General features: G+C 44.5%; 20 protein-coding genes. 13 read left to right on the top strand and 7 right to left on the bottom strand.

Translation table 11 applies throughout. The annotated features are described in order from the left end of the window. Nucleotides 1–12: 12 nt before the first annotated feature. Nucleotides 13–1,269: a tRNA-guanine transglycosylase DpdA gene (gene dpdA, locus M0R30_RS05325; RefSeq protein ID WP_292544312.1), complete on the top strand. Its 1,257-nt coding sequence runs from the start codon at nucleotides 13–15 to the stop codon at nucleotides 1,267–1,269. 35 nt (nucleotides 1,270–1,304) lie between these two features. On the opposite strand, the gene M0R30_RS05320 is transcribed toward dpdA, so the two are convergent. From M0R30_RS05320 to M0R30_RS05305, 4 genes are all read right to left on the bottom strand, one after another. After that, complete coding sequence (locus tag M0R30_RS05320) at nucleotides 1,305–1,886, bottom strand: 3'-5' exonuclease (RefSeq protein ID WP_292544309.1); 582 nt, start codon at nucleotides 1,884–1,886, stop codon at nucleotides 1,305–1,307. A 2-nt stretch (nucleotides 1,887–1,888) separates the two neighbouring features. Then, the gene (locus tag M0R30_RS05315) at nucleotides 1,889–2,323 is read right to left on the bottom strand and encodes a hypothetical protein (protein ID WP_292544306.1); all 435 of its coding nucleotides are present in this window, start codon (nucleotides 2,321–2,323) and stop codon (nucleotides 1,889–1,891) included. A 46-nt stretch (nucleotides 2,324–2,369) separates the two neighbouring features. After that, entirely contained in the window at nucleotides 2,370–3,431 is a 1,062-nt protein-coding gene (locus M0R30_RS05310; RefSeq protein ID WP_292544304.1) for an XRE family transcriptional regulator, read from the bottom strand. 189 nt (nucleotides 3,432–3,620) lie between these two features. Beyond that, nucleotides 3,621–4,271: a phospholipase D-like domain-containing protein gene (locus M0R30_RS05305; protein WP_292544302.1), complete on the bottom strand. Its 651-nt coding sequence runs from the start codon at nucleotides 4,269–4,271 to the stop codon at nucleotides 3,621–3,623. Between the two features lie 456 nt (nucleotides 4,272–4,727). Between M0R30_RS05305 and M0R30_RS05300 the strand changes: the two genes are divergently transcribed. From M0R30_RS05300 to M0R30_RS05265, 8 genes are all read left to right on the top strand, one after another. Further along, on the top strand, nucleotides 4,728–5,789 hold the full coding sequence (locus tag M0R30_RS05300; protein ID WP_292544300.1) for an XRE family transcriptional regulator: 1,062 nt from the start codon (nucleotides 4,728–4,730) through the stop codon (nucleotides 5,787–5,789). Then, the gene (locus M0R30_RS05295; RefSeq protein WP_292544299.1) at nucleotides 5,782–6,270 is read left to right on the top strand and encodes a hypothetical protein; all 489 of its coding nucleotides are present in this window, start codon (nucleotides 5,782–5,784) and stop codon (nucleotides 6,268–6,270) included. Before M0R30_RS05300 ends, M0R30_RS05295 begins: the two co-directional genes overlap by 8 nt. A 320-nt stretch (nucleotides 6,271–6,590) precedes the next feature. Further along, complete coding sequence (locus M0R30_RS05290) at nucleotides 6,591–7,688, top strand: PDDEXK nuclease domain-containing protein (protein ID WP_292544297.1); 1,098 nt, start codon at nucleotides 6,591–6,593, stop codon at nucleotides 7,686–7,688. A gap of 302 nt (nucleotides 7,689–7,990) precedes the next feature. Beyond that, nucleotides 7,991–8,896 (top strand): hypothetical protein, encoded by a 906-nt coding sequence (locus tag M0R30_RS05285; RefSeq protein ID WP_292544295.1) that lies wholly within the window; start codon nucleotides 7,991–7,993, stop codon nucleotides 8,894–8,896. 28 nt (nucleotides 8,897–8,924) lie between these two features. Next, entirely contained in the window at nucleotides 8,925–9,473 is a 549-nt protein-coding gene (locus M0R30_RS05280) for a YIP1 family protein (protein WP_292544292.1), read from the top strand. Between the two features lie 528 nt (nucleotides 9,474–10,001). Continuing rightward, a complete protein-coding gene (locus M0R30_RS05275) occupies nucleotides 10,002–10,610 on the top strand; it encodes a Panacea domain-containing protein (RefSeq protein WP_292544290.1) in 609 nt (202 codons plus the stop codon). 1 nt (nucleotide 10,611) lies between these two features. After that, entirely contained in the window at nucleotides 10,612–11,013 is a 402-nt protein-coding gene (locus tag M0R30_RS05270) for a type II toxin-antitoxin system PemK/MazF family toxin (protein ID WP_292544287.1), read from the top strand. Between the two features lie 138 nt (nucleotides 11,014–11,151). Continuing rightward, entirely contained in the window at nucleotides 11,152–11,343 is a 192-nt protein-coding gene (locus M0R30_RS05265; protein WP_292544283.1) for a hypothetical protein, read from the top strand. Nucleotides 11,344–11,525: 182 nt separating this feature from the next. On the opposite strand, the gene M0R30_RS05260 is transcribed toward M0R30_RS05265, so the two are convergent. Beyond that, complete coding sequence (locus M0R30_RS05260; protein ID WP_292544280.1) at nucleotides 11,526–12,365, bottom strand: winged helix-turn-helix transcriptional regulator; 840 nt, start codon at nucleotides 12,363–12,365, stop codon at nucleotides 11,526–11,528. Between the two features lie 45 nt (nucleotides 12,366–12,410). Further along, nucleotides 12,411–12,860, bottom strand: a complete 450-nt coding sequence (locus M0R30_RS05255) for a hypothetical protein (RefSeq protein ID WP_292544279.1) — start codon at nucleotides 12,858–12,860, stop codon at nucleotides 12,411–12,413. 301 nt (nucleotides 12,861–13,161) lie between these two features. On the opposite strand from M0R30_RS05255, the gene M0R30_RS05250 reads away from it, so the two are divergent. Together M0R30_RS05250 and M0R30_RS05245 are read left to right on the top strand one after the other, a co-directional pair. Further along, nucleotides 13,162–13,986 carry a hypothetical protein gene (locus M0R30_RS05250; protein WP_292544277.1) on the top strand — a complete coding sequence of 275 codons (825 nt, stop codon included), beginning with the start codon at nucleotides 13,162–13,164 and terminating at the stop codon, nucleotides 13,984–13,986. A 153-nt stretch (nucleotides 13,987–14,139) separates the two neighbouring features. Then, nucleotides 14,140–14,454: a hypothetical protein gene (locus tag M0R30_RS05245; RefSeq protein WP_292544274.1), complete on the top strand. Its 315-nt coding sequence runs from the start codon at nucleotides 14,140–14,142 to the stop codon at nucleotides 14,452–14,454. 261 nt (nucleotides 14,455–14,715) lie between these two features. Here the strand turns inward: M0R30_RS05245 and M0R30_RS05240 are convergent, their stop codons facing one another. Continuing rightward, nucleotides 14,716–14,982, bottom strand: coding sequence for a hypothetical protein (locus M0R30_RS05240; protein ID WP_292544272.1), 267 nt, complete (start codon nucleotides 14,980–14,982; stop codon nucleotides 14,716–14,718). Between the two features lie 1,191 nt (nucleotides 14,983–16,173). Here M0R30_RS05240 and M0R30_RS05235 point away from each other — a divergent pair. Then, the gene (locus tag M0R30_RS05235) at nucleotides 16,174–17,544 is read left to right on the top strand and encodes a hypothetical protein (RefSeq protein WP_292544270.1); all 1,371 of its coding nucleotides are present in this window, start codon (nucleotides 16,174–16,176) and stop codon (nucleotides 17,542–17,544) included. 128 nt (nucleotides 17,545–17,672) lie between these two features. Continuing rightward, nucleotides 17,673–18,224 carry a hypothetical protein gene (locus tag M0R30_RS05230; RefSeq protein WP_292544268.1) on the top strand — a complete coding sequence of 184 codons (552 nt, stop codon included), beginning with the start codon at nucleotides 17,673–17,675 and terminating at the stop codon, nucleotides 18,222–18,224. The last annotated feature ends 769 nt before the right edge of the window (nucleotides 18,225–18,993 follow it).

The following is an 18,993-nucleotide window of genomic DNA, read 5'->3' as shown; positions in this document are numbered from 1 at the left end:
TGAAGGATCATAATGAATATCAAATATTTTTTACCCGATTGGGAGGATAGACTCGATCCCAAATTTAATTTTAAAACGGACTGTTTTTCGCCAGAACATAAAAAAAATCCAACCGCTAATGATGTTCATGCGCATGATTTATTGACACCACCTCCCTATGACGGGGTCCTTTTCAGTCTAGCAAATTTTATTAAAAAATCATCATCACTTGATCTAAAAAACCCAAAAATTAGAGGATACACAGACATCAAAAAATATTTGAAATTAAATGGAACTCTCCAAGTTATGGGTGACTGTGGAGCATTCTCATATATCAATGAAGATATACCACCAGAGCCTTTCTTTTCAATAGAAAATGTGGCTAACTTCTACAATAAATTAAATTTTGATTATGGTGTATCAGTTGATCATATTGTAACTGACGCAATACAAAAGATAGTGAATGGAGAGAAAGTTAAAATTATTCTGTCGAAAAAAGACAAAGAAAAAAGAATAAAAATTACACTAAATAATGCTAAAAAATTCCTAAAATATCACCGAAAACAAAAATTTGATTTTAAGCCAATTGGAGTAGCTCAAGGTCTCAACCCCAAATCATACAAAAAATCTGTTGAAAAATTAATTGATTATGGATATGAGTACATTGCCCTCGGGGGATTAGTACAAAAAGAGACCTCGGAAATATTGGCCATTCTAGATGAAATTCAATCCAAAACTAAAAATGTTGATATCCATTTATTCGGAATTTCCAGACCTGAAGCCATGAGGGAATTCAAAGAATTTGGTGTTACAAGTTTTGATAGTGCTTCATACTTCAGAAAAGCCTTCTTAGAATCTAATAAAAATTATTTTACAAAATCTGGTAAATGGTATTCTGCGATAAGAGTTCCATATTCTGATAATAAAATCCTTAATGAAAATGCAAAGAAATGTGGATATTCACAGAATGACTTAGAAAAAATGGAAAAAATTGCTATGAAATCCTTAATCAAATATGATCAAGGTAAGTTACCTCTTGAAGAGACTCTAAATTCTCTTATCAATTATGATAAAATTTTACTCAGACGGCAAGAAAAAATTGAAACAATCCAAGAACGGTATAGAGCAACTCTTGAAGATAAGCCATGGAAAAAATGTGATTGCGATATTTGTGGACAATTAGGTATCCATGTGATAATCTTTCGAGGAACCAATAGAAACAAGAGAAGAGGTTTTCATAATGTTTGGACATTTAATCGATATTTTAATGGATTTCATGAAAAAGAATGAACTTATCGAATTTCTCAAATTAGAAATTTGAAAAATTAAATAACTCCCCGTCTCTTTAATTCAAAAAAGCAATATGCACAGGCTTCAACATCTTTACTGGCATCATGCTCCCCATCAAATGTTTTATTATACAATTTTCTATGCAATTCTGGAAGAGATGGCCATTTGTATCCACTACCATATGGTTTGGAAATTTTGCAGAATGAAATAATTTCTTTTGATTTCATCGTGCAAAATGTTGATTTCTCTAATAGTGAGGTCTTAATAGAGGATCTACAAAATTCTGCATTTATCGTTGGAATATCAAAGTCAATATTATGAGCAATTATCGTGGAACTTTTTTTAATATTTTTATTTAATTGCTTGAGCGCATGTTCGATTGGGATACCCACTTGCAAGGCTTTTTCTTTTGTAATCCCATGTTTTTTTACAGCTTCTTCAGGGATTTCAAAATTTTCCGGAATTATAATGTCACTTTTCAAATCAATTGAATGTCCTTCATCATCGTGAAGGGCCCATGCCAATTGAACAATTCTTGGCCAATTATCGATTTCCTGCAATGGAGCAGTAAATGATTTTGGTAAACCGGTAGTTTCGGTATCGACAAAAAGATACATTTTCAAACCTCGCTTGATTCAGACCACAGCGCAATTCGCTCAGCACATTCTTTCTTTGGCAGGTAGCTGTTATGGTCACTGATCTGTTGAAGAGCCCGGGCGGCTTCTTGCTTACTCAGGATTCCATGCGTGATGAGCATATCCAGAACCCAGAGTACACCATGAACTTCCACACTGTGTGTTAGACCAAACGTCCTAAGTGCATCATCACCGGTCAAGAGAATTATTTTTTGATCCCGGGCGAGAATGAAGGCGGATATATCATAGATCGAGAGATTTTTCTGAGAATTTCGAATTATTCTTACTTCTGCCGATTGTAGCTTGGACAATTCTTTTTTTCTGAGTCCCTCGTCATGGAATTCAGAAAATGGTGGATTTTGTAATTCAATATCTGCAATAAGATCACTTGTTAAAAAAATGTAAGGGAGTTGGAACATTTCATGTACAACTCCTCCATTCACGACATCGAAGAGGATACTTGCATCAGTCACACACGGGGATCGGGAAACCATTATGCTCGTTGATCTCGTTTCTGCAGAACTGGTCGAAATCTGTTCCAATAAGTTCAGCCGCCCGCGAGCGGGTAATCTTATGCTCACTAAGAGCACGGAATATCATGCGTTTCATTCTGTTAGGAGTCTCGGGTCTCAGTTGATCGCCGGGTTCCCTTTCCCTCCAGTCACGTTCAGTGAAGATATCAAATATCTGGCTCCATTTTGCAGGAGTGATGATATGAAGATCCCGAGCTCGATAGATAAGGGCCTGCATACTTATGCCATACTTATGTTTGAGAAGATGAAGTTCGTAAATATCGAGCATATTTCTCTTCGCTCCAAGGTCCGCAATCAACCCGTTCGATGGAGCAAGGAAAGCGCCGGCAAATCTGTGAGCAGCATTTTCCGAATTAATGCCCGGGGTGAGGTCCATCACAATGTGACCCAATTCGTGCGCGAGGCTGAAACGCTGCCGATCGCCGACAACATTTTTCTTCACGACAATAACCGGCGTCTTCTCATCAACAAAGAACGTAAGAGCATCGAAGTTTTTCGTGCCGTCAATCTCTCCCACCTTGATTCCATTTTGTTCGAAAATATCGATCATGTTCTCGATAGGATCCGTCCCGAGTTTCCAAAAAGATCTGAGGTTTTGGGCAACGATTTCTGCATCATCAAGCTCTGCTACCCGACGTCTCTCTTTTGGAGGCATCCGAAATTGCTGGGGGCTTCCGACAATTTCCTCTATCTCCAGATAGCGCTCAATCAGATCCCGGATCTGCTCGTGTATCTCATTCTCTTCTTTTTTAGGCAGGACATCATGGTTCCGGTACATCGGACGTGACAGATTCACCTCTACCGTCCGGAAGAAATAATCAACATTGACATCGAGAGCCTTACTCAGCCTAATTAGTACGCCTGACCTCGGGACATCTTTCCCATTTTCGTACTTCGATATTGCCATCGCACTGATGTCTGCTTTTTCTGCCAGGGCCCGGAGACTGAGACCTCCTGCGGTACGTGCCATCCGTATCCTGGTTCCCAAATCCATAATTTGCCTCCTCTAAATCGGTTTACAAAATTGTTATTTTTTACAACAATTTGTAAACCACTAATACGTAATTGCAGGCATGGGTAATAAGTATTCGGGTCCTTGATGTGTGAATCCTTCCGGGGCTAGCCCACGCGGCGAGGGGCGGAGCCCCGATGAGCGTCAGACCCCAGAAAGAATAGTGTAAAATCATTTCTTCTGCATCTTCCCGGCACAATCCTTACACAGCGGCTTCTCAAACGAAAGGTGGCTGGTCGTCCTGTCACTCCCGCAGGCGTGGCAGAATTTTTCCGCATATTGTTTTCTCTTGTATCTGGCCCAGATCGGATAGCAGTTATTACAGAGCGGCTTGCCCGGATTGAATTCATCCATTGGCTTCCCGCAACGAATACAAAAGGCCCTCACTTCCGTGTAGGGTTTTGCCTGTGTCACGAGGTGCCCGAGTTCTTTTATTACGTCCCTGTAGATTTCCGCATCATGTTGTTTTGAAAAGAGGATTCCCATTTCCCAGTTATGCGTCTGGGAATATTCATGGAGGTTCATTGAGGTGATCAATCCCTCTTTTTCATTGAGATAACATTTCGAATGGAGGTTTTCACACTGCCCGTATTTCAGGTGACTCAGCTCTTTGAAAAAAGCCAGGTCATCGTCATTGACATTTTTCCCGGTCCGGAAAATGATCACCGTGGGAATATTCTTCTTATCGATGCTCTTGAGGTAATGTTTCGTCTGGGTGGAAATTTTAAGATAGGGCGATACTATCAGCAGTTTTCTCTCTGCATTTTTTATGATATCCGTGATTGCAGACTGAACCCCGGAACCATCTAAAAATTTTGCCATCTGCTGTCATCGCTCTCTTTCATCCGGACTTCAATATGTCTTTTGTTTTAATATCGTCAGATAACCGGAATTTTCCGGGGTTAGCCCACGCGGCTGGGTCCGAGATCTTTTTTTAGAATCTGACAGGTCATCAGAATGCCGCATCTCTTATGAAATGTGGCAGAGGGAGTTAGAAAACTCCCTCTTGTTGAAAGTCATCAGACTTGTGAGATGAGAAGAATTCTTCAGAGCTCTTCGAAGATCGAGGAAGAGAAGAAACCTTCAGGTTTCTTCGAGTGCGTCAGCCTTCGAAAATATCCTGATGAACATTTTCTCAAGTCTGCCCTTCCCCGAACGGTAGACCCCGGTGAGCATCAGACCCGTTTTATCCATTATCAAATGACACACGTTTAAATATCGGGTTACAAATAGTAGTATAGTCAATCGTTTTGTAAACCAAATCATTCTGGTGAATCCATGAGCCTTGGGGAGAATATAAAATTAAGAAGAGAAACGCTCAGGATTTCCTTGCGGGATCTTGCAGAAAAGATCGGCGTATCGCACACAACGATAAACAAATATGAAAAAGACCTGCTGGTTCCGGATTCACAGCGCCTGATCAAAATCAGTACTGAATTACAGGTCCCCATAGCATCCCTGCTACGCCCTCCGGGCCAGCAGATACAGCTGACGTGCCTTGCATTCCGGACCAGGAAGATGTTGAAACGGGACGAACGGCAGATTAACGCTGAGACAAAGGACTGGCTGGAGAGGTACTTTCAGATCGAAAGAATTTCCGGGACCAGCAGGAGCTTTGAAATGCCAAAGGGCTTTCCAAAAAAGATCTCCTCATTTGAAGACGCAGAAAGCGCCGCAAAGAGCCTGCGGAAAGCATGGGGCCTGGGCAACGTCCCCCTGGAAAACCTGACAACACTTCTGGAAGACAAAGGCATCAAGATCGGGATCATCAAAGGGATCACCCAATTTGATGCATTATTCACGCGATGTGACAGCCACCCGGTTATTGTCATGAAAGAAAATCTCCCACGGGCACGCCAGCGTTTCTCCCTTGCCCATGAACTTGGACATTGTCTCCTCGAAGTCGAGGGGGAAATCGATGAGGAGAAAGCGATGCACCGGTTCGCAGGTGCTTTTTTAGTCCCGGCGGAAAGGATTTTTTTCGAACTCGGCAGGACCCGACAAAAAATCACGGTAAGAGAACTCCTCCTTCTTAAAGAAAAATATGGCTTCTCGATGGGAGCCTGGCTCTTCCGGGCAAAAGAACTTGGCGTGATCTCACAGGACACGTATATCGGTATGATCAAACTGTTCTCGATCAAGGGATGGAAGAAAGTCGAACCCCATGATGACATGAAAGGCGAGGAGCCGATTTTTTTGGCCACGCTGGTTTTAAAATCCCATGCAGAAGGAATTATCTCCCTATCCAAAGCTGCCGAATTGTTAAACCAGGACATCAGTTCTTTCTATTCGTTCGAAGGTGAATCAGACACAGGGCAATCCGCAACGGTATGTGGTTGATACCAATACCATTATTGACCTGCATTGCGGAAAACTGCTCCCGATTATATTTCACTTACCTTGTAGATTCATTATTACTGATTTAATCATTCATGAATTGCGAAATCCCCCGTTTCAGGAACTGGCAACAATGGGCTTGTTGGTTGAATCACTTCCTTCAGAACAAGTCATGGAAATTTCTGCAATGATGGGGAGATATGACGGCCCATCGTATGAGGATCTCTCCGTGTTGGTGCTCGCCAAAGCAAAGAATACCGTATTGATCACCGGTGATGGGGCATTGCGTCGTGCTGCAGTGGATAATTGCGTGGATTGCCACGGGACCTGCTGGTTAATTGGTTATCTTGCCGATCAAGAACTCATTACTTATGCCCAGGCTATTACTGCATACAAATTAATTCAAAACAGCAAGAGATTTCCTCCAAAAGATGAATGTGATGCTCTTCTCAAAATATGGAAACAACGACAAAAGTTGGAATAACTCTATTGTAAATTTTAATTTTTTGCTGATGATAATGTATAATTGCTTATCTTATTCCCGGTCATCATCTCAAATTATTTTTCAGGGCTTATCCCTCCCGGCTGTTGAACATCGTTCGACATGGTGCTCTGTCATTCCGGGAAAATCTCACCAGTCACCGGAATACTGGAATGACAATACCACGCCGGTTATTCACAAACTATCCCATCCTCGAATTGATGCGAGATCGTTTTTTAGGTGCCAGACTCCACTTTCACCCCGCCAACCGGGATCCTTATCCTCATAACTCACTACACTCCGGGTACAAATGAGGCAGGCCGATGAACCGCAGGATCACAATCACTCCCGATAACCAAAAACTCCCTCCCGATTACCCGGAATTTATCGCCTCGCTGAAAAACCGGATCCGGTCAGCACAGGTAAACGCTGTCGTATCCGTTAACCGGGAATTGATCATCCTCTACTGGCAGATAGGACGCGATCTTGTGGAAAAACAGGATGTCGCGGGGTGGGGCACGAAGATCATTGATACGCTCGCCCGGGACCTCCAGGGGGAATTTCCCGGCGCCGGAGGATTTTCCCGGACAAATCTCTACCGTATGCGTGCATTTTTTCAAGCGTACCCCCCGGTTCCAATTGTCCCACAGGCTGTGGGACAAACCAGCTGCCCGCTGCCTGAAGCAATCCTGCATATTCCATGGGGCCACAATGTGATCCTCATTGAAAAAGTAAAAGATCCTGTCCGGAGGATATGGTATGCCAGGATGGCAGTCGGTCATAGCTGGTCGCGTGCAATTCTCCAGCACCAGATCGATTCAGATCTCTACTCGCGACAGGGAAAGGCGCTCACGAACTTTCCGGATACGCTTCCTGCACCGCAGTCAGACCTCGCGCTTCAGACATTCAAGGATCCCTATATCTTCAGTTTCCTGACACTTGGTGCATCAGCACGGGAGCGGGATCTGGAACAGGGGCTCATGGATCATATCCAGAAATTTCTTCTCGAACTGGGAGTAGGATTCTCTTTTGTAGGGCGACAATTCCTGCTTGAAGTTGAGGGGAGCGAGTATTACATCGACCTCCTTTTCTACCACCTGAAACTCCGGTGTTTTGTCGTGATCGATCTCAAGATGGAAGAGTTCTCTCCGGAACATGCCGGTAAAATGAATTTCTATCTCTCGGTTGTCGATGACCGGATGCGCCAGCCAGGAGATCATCCTTCGATTGGTCTGGTGTTATGCAAAACCAAAAAACACCTGACGGTCGAGTACGCCCTGCGTGACATGGGGAAACCTATCGGGGTATCAGAATGGCGTACTCGTAGTGCAGCATCGCTTCCGGAGGAGTTGCGGGGAAGTCTGCCTACCATTGAAGAACTGGAACAGGAAATTGTAAAAAAATATCCCGGGCAAGCATGATCATTCCTGAAACCGGGATTTCGCTTTTCTTGGCCCCGTAAGAAGTTGCCAGCAATCTCATTGTTGTCAACCAGCCGGGGAACCGGTAGATGACTGCGTTAGAATCGTTATATCTCCCGTAATGAAATCCCCGCGTGGACAGCCGGGGGTTGTCTAAAAAAAGAAAAGACTGGTTCACGAAGTGACGAACTTCGTTGAACCCGGTCCCGCCCGCAGGCATGAGAATACTATCTTCCGATCTAATGGAGGTTTTCTTTGTGCTGTCGGGCAAAGCGCAGGGAAACCTGCGAGGAGCAAAGAAAATGAACACACCGAAAACATGGTTTATCCTACTGGCGCTGATGCTGGCAGCGATGGCGATGGTACCGATGGTAAGCGCGTGTGAAGGATCCGCTGGATGCGAATCCAATAAATCATCACAATCTTACCAGACTCCAGAAGTTGACTTATTCGCCGAGCTGGGTGTTGAAAAACCCATGCCATCGGCTGGGCCGGCCTGGCAGACATATGATTCCTCGAAAAACGCTGTTGACGACATTATCAGCAAATCGGGAAAACAAAATGATGTCGGGAGAGTTATCGGTTACCTGAAAGGAAAATCGGAAAGAGTCGTTTTATACAAAGGTCTTGATGGGAACCATTATGTTCTGCTGGAGAAAGACGAAAAGGTTGTAACGAAGTCAGTGAAAGCGACTGTATTAGGCTCAATAGAAAAAAAGGATATTGAAGTGGCTTCATCCGATAATGCACTCAATGCAATTGATAAATCCACTCCTACTACCAGTTACGAGCTTCGCAAGATATCATTATCTGAAATCGGATCGTCCGAATTTGGTACTAAAACGATCTATGAAACGCATATCCTGAGGACAGACAGCTGGGTATCTGCGTTTGATCCGAACAAACGGGCGGATCTTTTTACGGAGGGAACTTTTACGTACGATGGAAGCCAGATACTTGACATTGTAGATAACACCAATTCAAATCAGGATTTTGGAATAGATCGTTGTGAGTTCACCCATTCAACCCGGACAACATCTCTCAAGGGATATATTGAATCACATGTTATCTGGGCACTTCTGCTGTTCAATCCGCCAAAACATTCAGTAGATGCGTGGATAAGCTGTAGTGTAACGGGAGTCCCCGGGGGTGGCCGGGCAGTATCAGAATGGGTTTCATCTGGTTTTGGTTGTTTTGGAACCCCTTAAATTTTTTTTGAGTGTTTGCGTGAGTCTCATGAAAATAAAAGCATTGTTCGTTTCACATTTTCCAGGGTATTTGGAAAAAATAAAGGAACAGCCAATAAAGGTAGATTTTTATTTATTTTCTGCCATCGTTCTCATCGGTTCACTATTGTATCACTTCTCATATCTTATCCAAAATATGCATAATCCCCAGATGGATGTTCTGAATGTGGGGAGTATGATAGTACTGACACTGATGACGGTCTTCTTGTTCATATATAATGGAATAATTTTCCTTCTCATTGTCAGTCTTATCGAGCATTTTTTTGTTTTATTTATCGAAAGAAAACCGGATTTTGAAAAAACCATGAAATCGGTAATTTATGCATCATTCCTGCCGGTGTTGTTCCTCTGGATTCCCTCTGTGTTTCATATTCCCTTTTCTGCACTGGTTCTTATCGGTGCATATATGATTATTACATTCTATGGGATTCGAATATTTCATGGAGTTACCGTTGACCGGGCAGCTTTTGTTGCGTCTTTTACTACGGGTTGTATCCTCATTCTGCTATACGCTGCTCATGTGAATCTGTTAAGATAACGATTATCTGGATTTTCTCTGGGATGGATAGCAGCCTTCGTCGGAGACACCCTGCCAGGATCCGTTTCTGACATTTCGGAGGTATAATCCGCGAAAATGAGGGGCTAATTATTTCAAAGGTCCGCAGAAATGAATAGTGAACCCCTCCCTACTTTGTCCCATCCACCTCAGGGTGGCATCATCCGTTTCGGGAAGGACTAACTCACTGATGTATACATATGGCACTCAAAATTAATAAATTTCCATAAATTACCCGTCCCGGATTTTACGAAGATGTGCGCTCCCGTTTGTGCATCAGACCCCACTTTCACCCCCCCAACCCGGCCCCTTATCCTTCCGCACCCCGACTCTCCGGGTACAGGAACTATTGTCTCGATCATGGGGGCCGTAACCACCTCCCCGGCACCGGAGGATTTTTTTCTGCGGCAATCCCAATCATAAAGTATTTCAAATCCGATATATTATGATAGATCGAGTAAGAAAACATCTCCGCATGTGCTGGCCAGGGAGTATTTGGTGTAATTATTTATGAAAACAGAAAAACAACTCAACGCCCTGTTATATGCAATCGAGAACTATCCCCGGATCGGCCGGACCAAACTGATGAAATTTGTCTTCCTCGTAGACCTGTTCATCTACAATACCCGTGGTGAGACATTACTCGAAGACAGCTATATCCGGCTCCCGAACGGGCCGGTCCCGGACATCGGTTTTTCATTTACGGATAATTCAAACGCCCATTTCACCGTGAAAACCGAACCCTGCGATCCCGAACGCATCATCTACCAGTATACCCCGGTCCAGAAATCGGACATGTCTGCATTCTCAAAAAAGGAGATCCGGCTGTTCAATACGGTTCTTCATTCACTCCAGAGCCACAGGACCGAAGAGATCAGCGAACTCACCCACCGGTTCAGTCTCTGGAAAGACGCGGCAAACGGCGATATCATCCCGGTCAAAAATCTTAAACTTGACGAGTACGAGTACGACGAACTCGAATCGTTCATCTATTATGCTGATGCGGTTGCGGATGCAAAAAAACCAGAACACACTTCGGGCGCGGACTCCAGTTACGGAGACCCGGTTCCTGACGATCTCATCGCACTCCAGTTCCACACGATGTGCGGTGAACACTAAAATGCCCTATCCTGGCCTCAGGGAAGGCGATGTCTTTTTTCTCGATCTCACCGGGCATACCGGAATGTCTGCGAACTCGATGAAGGACCCCCACCGGATCGTCATCGTCATGAACCAGCGGAAACTGGACAATCCCGGCCATAAGACAATTGTCTGCGTTCCCATTACCTCGGTTGGGCCGACGCTCTGGGATACGGCAAACCAGCGGCCGCGTATCCAGTCGCATCATTGCATATCCGCAGGGAAATACCGGGAACTCAGCCACGATAGTCTTGTCAAATGCGAACAGATCTATACCATCAACCGTGAATTCTTCACTGATTACCGTTTCACTCTTGATGACAAGGATCTCAGGGAAGTCCGGGTGAGGATGGTCAACATTATCGGGTACGGTAATTATTAGGCCGGGACGAAACTAGGCCGGGACGAAACGGTACTTCTTCAGTATTATTAAGAGGCACGCTCATCAGATAACTATTGAAGTTAAAAATCCCGTTGACTGGCTCATGGAGGTGAACGAACATGGAAGCAAAGACACTGAATGAAATTCACAAAACAGGGAATCGTTGCACTGGTGAAAGTACTTGGGCCGGTCGATGCAGTCCGGTTCCTCCAGATCTATGATTCGGGAAGCGGCGACTACACAAAGATGAGAAAACAGTGGCTGGAAAAAGATCCTGAGAAATATCTTGCGGCCGTTATTGCACACGGGAAGAAAAAGACCCGTGCGTAATTTTTCTGAAGTTGTACCGGGAATGTCCGGGTAACCGTTATTCTTTTTTAATTACATTAAAACCGAACGTCTCAGGAAAAGCAACGAGCTCTATTCAATCTCTTCCCGACAAACCACACGGCTCGTACAGCACGAAAGGTCAGGGAAATGTGACCAGCTCAATAGTCTCGACAGTGTCGGGACTACTGTCTCATCCCCGGAACTCCGGAGTCCGGCCCCTCCCCGGCCATCGCTCTCCCTCGCACCATCCCCGGGGTGTTGATTTTATCGGGTGGTAAATATTTCCGGACAACCGGTACCGCCTCCGGTTTCAACCCGTACCAGGTGAATTTTCCCTCCTTCTGCCGGGAGGTAATTTCGTCATGGATAAGACGGTACATATGCCATGATACCGTGGGGCCGGTAACACCCAGCGCATCCGAGATTTCATGACGCGAACTGGCAGTTGATTCCAGGAGATGGAAAAGAATTTTCGACCGGGAATCGCTTTTCAGGTGCCAGATGACCTTTTTCTCCAGGTTCGAAAAGTTCTCGTTATTTTCATAATACATTATTTTGCCGGATACGGTGATATACGTAATTTTTCCGGCTATTTCAAGCCGGGCCAGGTGATACCGGGCCGTACCCCGGTTCAGGTGGGAAACATCCATGATCGCAGGGAGCTGGATCCCCGGGTTTTTCCGGATAAGTTCATAGATTGCTTTCCGGCTTTTATGATCGAGCATATGCTTTTTTGTCAGTCTCCGTATGCCGAGCAGGGAATAGATCCTGATCATGAAGAACAGCTCGGTGGGATACACGAGGATTGGCGAAATGGCCAGCAGGGAAAATAACATCATGGATTTTGGTGAAAGTTTCCAGAAGGAGATCTTTACCACATCATCCGGGGGATCATCCCGCAAAAAATCATACCCCGGTTCGATAATAATCTCATGACCGGGAAGTGCAGATGCTGCAACCGGCACGAGAAAAAAAAGGGTGACACTGAGTATGATAAGTGAGCTGCGAATCGGGTTATCCATTTATTGGAACTATTGTATTGTCACCTGAATAATTTTATCATTTATTTAATATGCAACAAATGTGTAATCCTCAACATTGCTGACGCTGTCACCATAAACTCTGAACTCCCATGTTCCGGCAGGCAGTGACCCTCCGGATCCCGACATCGCAAGCACGATCCTGCCGTTCGTGGGTATCCCATCCGATGAATCGTAATAAGGGCCGTACAATCCGGCCGGGGTATTGACCCAAAGGGACAGTGAATTTGCTGCATTACCCCAGTTGAGATCGAGAGTAAGCTGGGATGTTCCCGGTTGTACATACTTTGTGAAGTAATCCGTTTCCCCCTGGACAATCGTGTCATAAGCAAGGATAGAATAGACCGGGGATTTGCTGCCATCCCCGGGTACAACGATGATTGTCTGGTTCTGATCAGCCTGCTGTGCAGATACGACCGGTGCTAGCAAGAGCGCGGCACCGATGAGAATGAATAATGCGTTCCGGTATACCGACATGGTATTCACCGGATTCGCATTGAATACAGGGTCACTTACCTTTTCTGTCCACACCAGCTACACGTTCTCACCAAACGTCCGGACGTGTAGAGACTCTGGACAGAAATCGTTTATGAGGGGATAGTCTATTGCAAGGTGTGGACAGCCGGGGATGTTCCACAAAAGAAAGGGCGGGTTCACCACCGTATGCAAACGTAATGAACCCGGTCCTGCCCGTAGGCATGAGATTGTTATCTTCTGATCCTATGAAGATTTTCCCGTGCCTTTCGAGCAGAGCGTATGGAAAAATGGAGGAAAAAGAATGAACATACACAAAACAGTTGTCGTCCTGCTGGCACTGCTGCTGGCGGGGATGGCGATGGTACCGATGGTGAGCGCGGCGGATACAAGCTTCGAACAGATGAAAAAATGGCAGGATGATCACACCATCTCGGTGACAAAGACTGTCAGTTCGGTGTATTCTGATGGGGTTTTAAAAACCGATACGGTGTATACCGGAACAGAATTGACAAAAAGATTTGGTATCAAGGAATTCGCTGTCCATAACGAGCTGAAAGTATCCTCAGAAGATGCTGAAAAACTGGGGCTTGCTGCGGATAAAGCTGAAAAAAGCAGTAAAAATGTTCGTGAAGTATTTACTGCAGCAAACGATCCCCCGATGCTTTTGTCAGGGTATCCGACCTGGATTTATGAATATTCCGGAGGTGTCTACCACCAGCTGACTGAACCGATCAATATGATCTGGTCCGGTGCATCTCTCTCCACCATTAAGACTGAAATGACAGAGAAAGGATGGTGGGATGATATAGTAGAGTATACCTACTATATCTATGATGGAAGCTGGAAAGCCGATGATGGTGTTGCTGTAGATCCTCTCCGGCTCCTTGGTGGAGATCATATTCGGTTATGGCAATTGAATTCCGGTGAGATTGTTGGAGCAGCTCATGAAGATTCATGGGGACCTATCCATACTGTCGTAGGCCTTGAAGTTGCCGAAGACCGGATTTCTGCATTTTACCAGGATCCGGATGACACGCTCTGGGATGTTTACTCGGATGATATCTACCTTGGGAACTCAGTCTCCAGTCCATTCAGTAACGCATATGCTGCATACATTGAATACTAATAACCAGACATGTCATCGGAAGCACTGAAATCTCAAAAATCTTTCTCTTTTTTTCCTGCCCTCCTGATATCCGCTGTCATTATAATTCTCTGGCTGATTCCGGTGCTGGTAATTTCCCTGCGAGGAGAGGGATGGGGTTCCGCCCCGTGGGGAGTGTTCTCCATTATTGCGTTGCTGGCAACTATCATCGCCCCTGTTGCATACGGCTGGCAGACGAAGGACACAACCGGTGCAGTACTTATCGGAGTGTTGCCTTTCCTGTTGACGATAACCATTCCACGAATCTTTTTCGGGATAAGTGCTCAGGATACAAATTACCTTGTCCGGTCCGCTCTCTCTATTGTTGCACTTTGTTCTATCGGAGGACTTGAAGGATATTTTGCTGCAAAGCGGGAAAAAAGAGCATTCATCATAGCAGCTGCCCTCGCGGGCCTGTGGGCCATCGTTTTTCTCTCAGGAATTAACTGAATTATTCCCTGAAACACTTATTTTTCCCGAGCGAGCATCCGTGCTGAATACCGTTAAAGTATCGCGGAGCGGTTTTACAATCCGGCACTTACCTTTTTTTATCCACTCCATCTACACGCATTCCCCGGCGTCCGGACATGTAGAGACTCTGGACAGAAATCGTTTATGAGGGGATAGTCTATTGCAAGTTGTGAACAGCCGGAGGTTGTCCCAGGAGAAAGTGAAAATAATGACATACTTGAAAAAAATTTTCCCCTATGATCAGTCCAGGTTATTGCTCATTTCGGGTTTTGCATTATTCTGCTGTTTTGTTATCTCACCTCTTTTAGGAACCCTTCTCAATTCATGGAAGATCCCATTTGTTTTTGTATACATTCTTGTAATATTCTGCACGAACATCCTTCCCCTGATTATCATTGCCTGTAGTTTTCGGAACATTCCCCCGGTTACAGGAGTCATCGTTATTATCCTTGCCACGGGCTTTTTCAGAGTAATTGCCGATATAATCCTCTCACCAGTACCTTTCATTCTGGTTACAACTCCCGGCTATCAAATATCTATCATATTGTACAGCGGTCTCCTGAGTGTCATTTCAGTTGGAGTGTCTCTTTATACTCATAGGAGAGTTCTATCCATGGGAATCATTCTTGTGGGATTCGTCATGTATTGCATTTTCATCCGGAATATTTTCTTTACCATGATCGATTTGCTGTTCAAGGGCTGACCATTTTTTCTCATTGGACTGATGTGAAGATGACAAACAACTATCATTCCCAAATTTTCCTGACCATTGATGAGCTGTAATGACTGACAGGAAGAAACCGTGTTTGTTATGAAATTTTCCGATATCAAACAGTACAAAATTGTGATTTCGCTCGCTCTTATTTTCCTGGTATGTGCCGGGAGCGTTATTATTTATATTGCGTACTCTCAACCGGAAGAACTCCAAAAACCCCCGCAACAGGATCTTCTGTCCATTCCCGGGCAAAGCCCCGTGCCATCATCGACTGAATCACTTCATTATGATTATTGCATTATCGAGGAAATGCATCCGGATTTCTTGGATCCCAATGCCACGATTGTTCATCTGAGTTCCGATGACCTGGAACCTTTCCCGAAATATCAAAAACAAATGGCAGATGAAAGTAAACTCTCTAAAAAATGGCAGGATGGTCACAGATTTATTGGAGATTTTCATGATTACCAGCGCCAGTTTTCGGATTTCCGGAATTTAACCTGTAAACAGAGTCCTGATCCGATATGTAATCCGCGGAAATCGTCGTTATATGAGTATAACAGACGGTATTTCACGGTTAGATGCTTTCCGGATTTCGGGAGTGGGCATCAAAATCTCCCGCCCCCGAGGAAATGAGTGTGAACTATCGCCCCTGTTACGATAGAAGGAGTTTAATTCCCGTCTTGCCCCTCTGATATCCACTGCCGTCATTGCAATGTACATTTTCTGTTCCACACCAGCTACACGTTCTCACCAAACATCCGGACGTGTAGAGACTCTGGACAGAAATCGTTTATGAGCGTCTGGTGTATTGCAAGTTGTGGACAGCCGGGGATGTTCCACAAAAGAAAGGGCGGGTTCACCACCGTATGCACACGTAATGAACCCGGTCCTGCCCGTAGGCATGAGATTGTTATCTTCTGATCCTATGAAGATTTTCCCGTGCCTTCGAGAAAAGCGTATGGAAAAATGGAGGAAAAAGAATGAACCTACACAAAACAGTTGTCGTCCTGCTGGCACTGCTGCTGGCAGCGATGGCGATGGTGCCGTGCGTGAGCGCGGCTGATGAACAGCGTTTGAGCGAACAAAATGCCATTAACGATAGTAAATTTACCCTGCCACCGGAGCATCACATTCCTCCGGAGTATTTCAGGGATTCCAAGCCGGCAACCCCATTGCCTGAATCAGAAATGATCAATATCATTCTCTCTGTAAATACCCTTGACAAATTTACTCAGGATAAACAAGCGGGAATTATCAGCATTCCAATTTCTTATCTGAACCTTAACACGCAGTTCACTGAGTCCAAAGAGTACCAGAACCGGTTTATTGAGAATGACATCAATCTGGATGACACGATTGTCCTTGTGCGAATGCCAAAAGTTATGTATGATCGGTTTATCGAAACATCCAAAGACGGTATCATCGCTCTTCCGGCATCGTACTTCAGCAGATATTACAAAAATCTCGCAGATCTCGATTCCAACATCCGGGACGATGGTAACGCACTGGCGATAGATTTCAGTGATGATCCCATTTTGGCAGAGAAGACTAATGTATCACCTTCTGTTAATATGAAGAAAGTAACCCAAAGCACAGACAGAAGCGGATCTAATTTCATCTTGAAACACCCTCAAAACCCAGATACCTGGCATAATGAATGGATATTTTTCGACCGGATGTATGAGGCAGATACCTATGACTACCTTATCGGACAGATTACACCGGAATCCTGGTCGATTTCAGGAAATAGCGACGATTTCTGGGCTCCTCAGGAAAGGGAATATTATCTTAACAGTGGTCGGCAGGATGCAATTGAGATCGTAGTAAATTACGATAAACATACCAACGTTACTTATCCAAAGGTAACATTTTTCCCTGCAGTGTATGACAATAATTCCTCTGCCCCGATACCTATAGGGACTTGGGAAGATTCCGGAGAGGGAATCATTACCTTGACTCCCGGGACATTCCCCGACTCATATGGATATCACGTCCAGATTTCTGGCGGGAGGTATTATATTACGTTCCAGAATATGGCTACCCTCATATGGTATGATCAATACGTGTACAACGATCAGGATAATCCGAGTACCACATTTACTGAATTCGCTGGTTCTTCTGAGTTTCACCAGATGACCAGCCCGATAACGGATACGTTTGATGCTGAAACGCGTCCTATAGATGAATGGGCCCATGATGCAACTTTATCGTCATGGAGAAAACCCGTGGATGTCTGGGAATATTCATCTGCAATAACAGGGGAGAATTTCGTAGACATTTATTGGTTCAGGAGTGGTGCAAACTCCGATAATATCGGTACCGTATCGTATTTATCGTCGAGTTCGGCCTGAAAAATCTTTTTTTTTAATCACAGAACACAACGCATATTATGTAAAACCGGGCATGGTGTTAAAATGATATTAGCGATTTTATTTATTGATGTGATTAGCCAAAAGGATCACAAAGGGGTGAATAATTTATGAAATTTTCCGATATCAAACAGTACAAAATTGTGATTTCGCTCGCTCTTATTTTCCTGGTATGTGCCGGGAGCGTTATTATTTATATTGCGTACTCTCAGCCGGAAGAACTCCAAAAACCCCCGCAACAGGATCTTCAGCCCATTCCCGGGCAAAGTCCCGTGCCATCATCGACTGAACGACTTCATTACGATTATTGCATTATCGAGGAAGTGCATCCGGATTTCCTGAAATTGATTCCGCATTTCGTGGATCCAAATGCCACGATTGTTCATCTGAGTTCCGATGACCTGGAACCTTTCCCGGAATATCAAAAACAAATGGCAGATGAAAGTAAACTCTCTAAAAAATGGCGGGATGGCCATAGGTTTATTGGAGATTTTATTGATTACCAGCGCCAGTTTGATGATTTCCGGAATTTAATCTGTAAATACAGTCCTGATCCGATGTGTGATCCGCGGATGTCATCGGTATACGAATATAACGGACGATATTTCACGGTCGGATGTCTTTCGGATTTCGGTGGAGAGGCTCCTCCTCCATTACCATAGTAAGTGTAACTGCATATGGATTATCCGTCACAAATACATTCGTACCGGATAGGATAATCCGGGTCGGTTGCGATCAAACAAAAGAAGTGATTGATGTATGAATTTTTCCAGCATTATTTGTTGAGGACTATCATGGAACGTAATCATCTTATCCTGTTACTGGTTCTAGGAATAATCATTGTTCTTTACACATTTGTGACTCTGCAGTGGGTTTTGGGAATAGTTATTGCTGCAATCATCGTCATTGCAATCATGATTGCTCCCCCTGTTGAACGATGGATAAAAACCCATTGACCTTTTTTAATTGACTGCCTGTTCGGGTGGCGCAGGATACCTAACAGCGCGGGGTGTTCTCCGGGAATTAATTATTGCAGCATTATTTGTTGGACTCTGGTTATTCATTCTCTTCCGTGGATTGAATTGACTAAAAGAAGATCACCGATCGGGTATGGCAAATGTGTGTGTCATTTGAATTTTTAAAAAACCATGAAAAATTTCTTTCTTCCTTGCCCCTCTGATATCCATTGCCGTCATAACCTTGTACATTTTCTGTCCACACCAGATACACGTTCTTCCCGGCGCCAGGACGTGTAGAGACTCTGGACAGAAATCGTTTATGAGCGTCTGGTGTATTGCAAGTTGTGGACAGCCGGGGATGTTCCACAAAAGAAAGGGCGGGTTCACCACCGTATGCACACGTAATGAACCCGGTCCTGCCCGTAGGCATGAGATTGTTATCTTCTGATCCTATGAAGATTTTCCCGTGCCT

This window comes from Methanoregula sp., from assembly GCF_023227875.1.
Classification (GTDB): Archaea; Halobacteriota; Methanomicrobia; order Methanomicrobiales; family Methanospirillaceae; genus Methanoregula.
The sequence above is the reverse complement of the archived record's forward strand: the minus strand, read 5'-3'. Positions and strand labels throughout refer to the sequence as shown.

What these genes read in the sequence shown, in the direction of transcription:
- dpdA (WP_292544312.1), top strand. Translation starts at nt 13, where the DNA reads ATGAATATCAAATATTTTTTACCCGATTGGGAGGATAGACTCGATCCC.
- M0R30_RS05320 (WP_292544309.1), bottom strand. Translation starts at nt 1,886, where the DNA reads ATGTATCTTTTTGTCGATACCGAAACTACCGGTTTACCAAAATCATTT.
- M0R30_RS05315 (WP_292544306.1), bottom strand. Translation starts at nt 2,323, where the DNA reads ATGTTCCAACTCCCTTACATTTTTTTAACAAGTGATCTTATTGCAGAT.
- M0R30_RS05310 (WP_292544304.1), bottom strand. Translation starts at nt 3,431, where the DNA reads ATGGATTTGGGAACCAGGATACGGATGGCACGTACCGCAGGAGGTCTC.
- M0R30_RS05305 (WP_292544302.1), bottom strand. Translation starts at nt 4,271, where the DNA reads ATGGCAAAATTTTTAGATGGTTCCGGGGTTCAGTCTGCAATCACGGAT.
- M0R30_RS05300 (WP_292544300.1), top strand. Translation starts at nt 4,728, where the DNA reads ATGAGCCTTGGGGAGAATATAAAATTAAGAAGAGAAACGCTCAGGATT.
- M0R30_RS05290 (WP_292544297.1), top strand. Translation starts at nt 6,591, where the DNA reads ATGAACCGCAGGATCACAATCACTCCCGATAACCAAAAACTCCCTCCC.
- M0R30_RS05285 (WP_292544295.1), top strand. Translation starts at nt 7,991, where the DNA reads ATGAACACACCGAAAACATGGTTTATCCTACTGGCGCTGATGCTGGCA.
- M0R30_RS05280 (WP_292544292.1), top strand. Translation starts at nt 8,925, where the DNA reads ATGAAAATAAAAGCATTGTTCGTTTCACATTTTCCAGGGTATTTGGAA.
- M0R30_RS05275 (WP_292544290.1), top strand. Translation starts at nt 10,002, where the DNA reads ATGAAAACAGAAAAACAACTCAACGCCCTGTTATATGCAATCGAGAAC.
- M0R30_RS05270 (WP_292544287.1), top strand. Translation starts at nt 10,612, where the DNA reads ATGCCCTATCCTGGCCTCAGGGAAGGCGATGTCTTTTTTCTCGATCTC.
- M0R30_RS05265 (WP_292544283.1), top strand. Translation starts at nt 11,152, where the DNA reads ATGAAATTCACAAAACAGGGAATCGTTGCACTGGTGAAAGTACTTGGG.
- M0R30_RS05260 (WP_292544280.1), bottom strand. Translation starts at nt 12,365, where the DNA reads ATGGATAACCCGATTCGCAGCTCACTTATCATACTCAGTGTCACCCTT.
- M0R30_RS05255 (WP_292544279.1), bottom strand. Translation starts at nt 12,860, where the DNA reads ATGTCGGTATACCGGAACGCATTATTCATTCTCATCGGTGCCGCGCTC.
- M0R30_RS05250 (WP_292544277.1), top strand. Translation starts at nt 13,162, where the DNA reads ATGAACATACACAAAACAGTTGTCGTCCTGCTGGCACTGCTGCTGGCG.
- M0R30_RS05240 (WP_292544272.1), bottom strand. Translation starts at nt 14,982, where the DNA reads ATGAAAGGTACTGGTGAGAGGATTATATCGGCAATTACTCTGAAAAAG.
- M0R30_RS05235 (WP_292544270.1), top strand. Translation starts at nt 16,174, where the DNA reads ATGAACCTACACAAAACAGTTGTCGTCCTGCTGGCACTGCTGCTGGCA.
- M0R30_RS05230 (WP_292544268.1), top strand. Translation starts at nt 17,673, where the DNA reads ATGAAATTTTCCGATATCAAACAGTACAAAATTGTGATTTCGCTCGCT.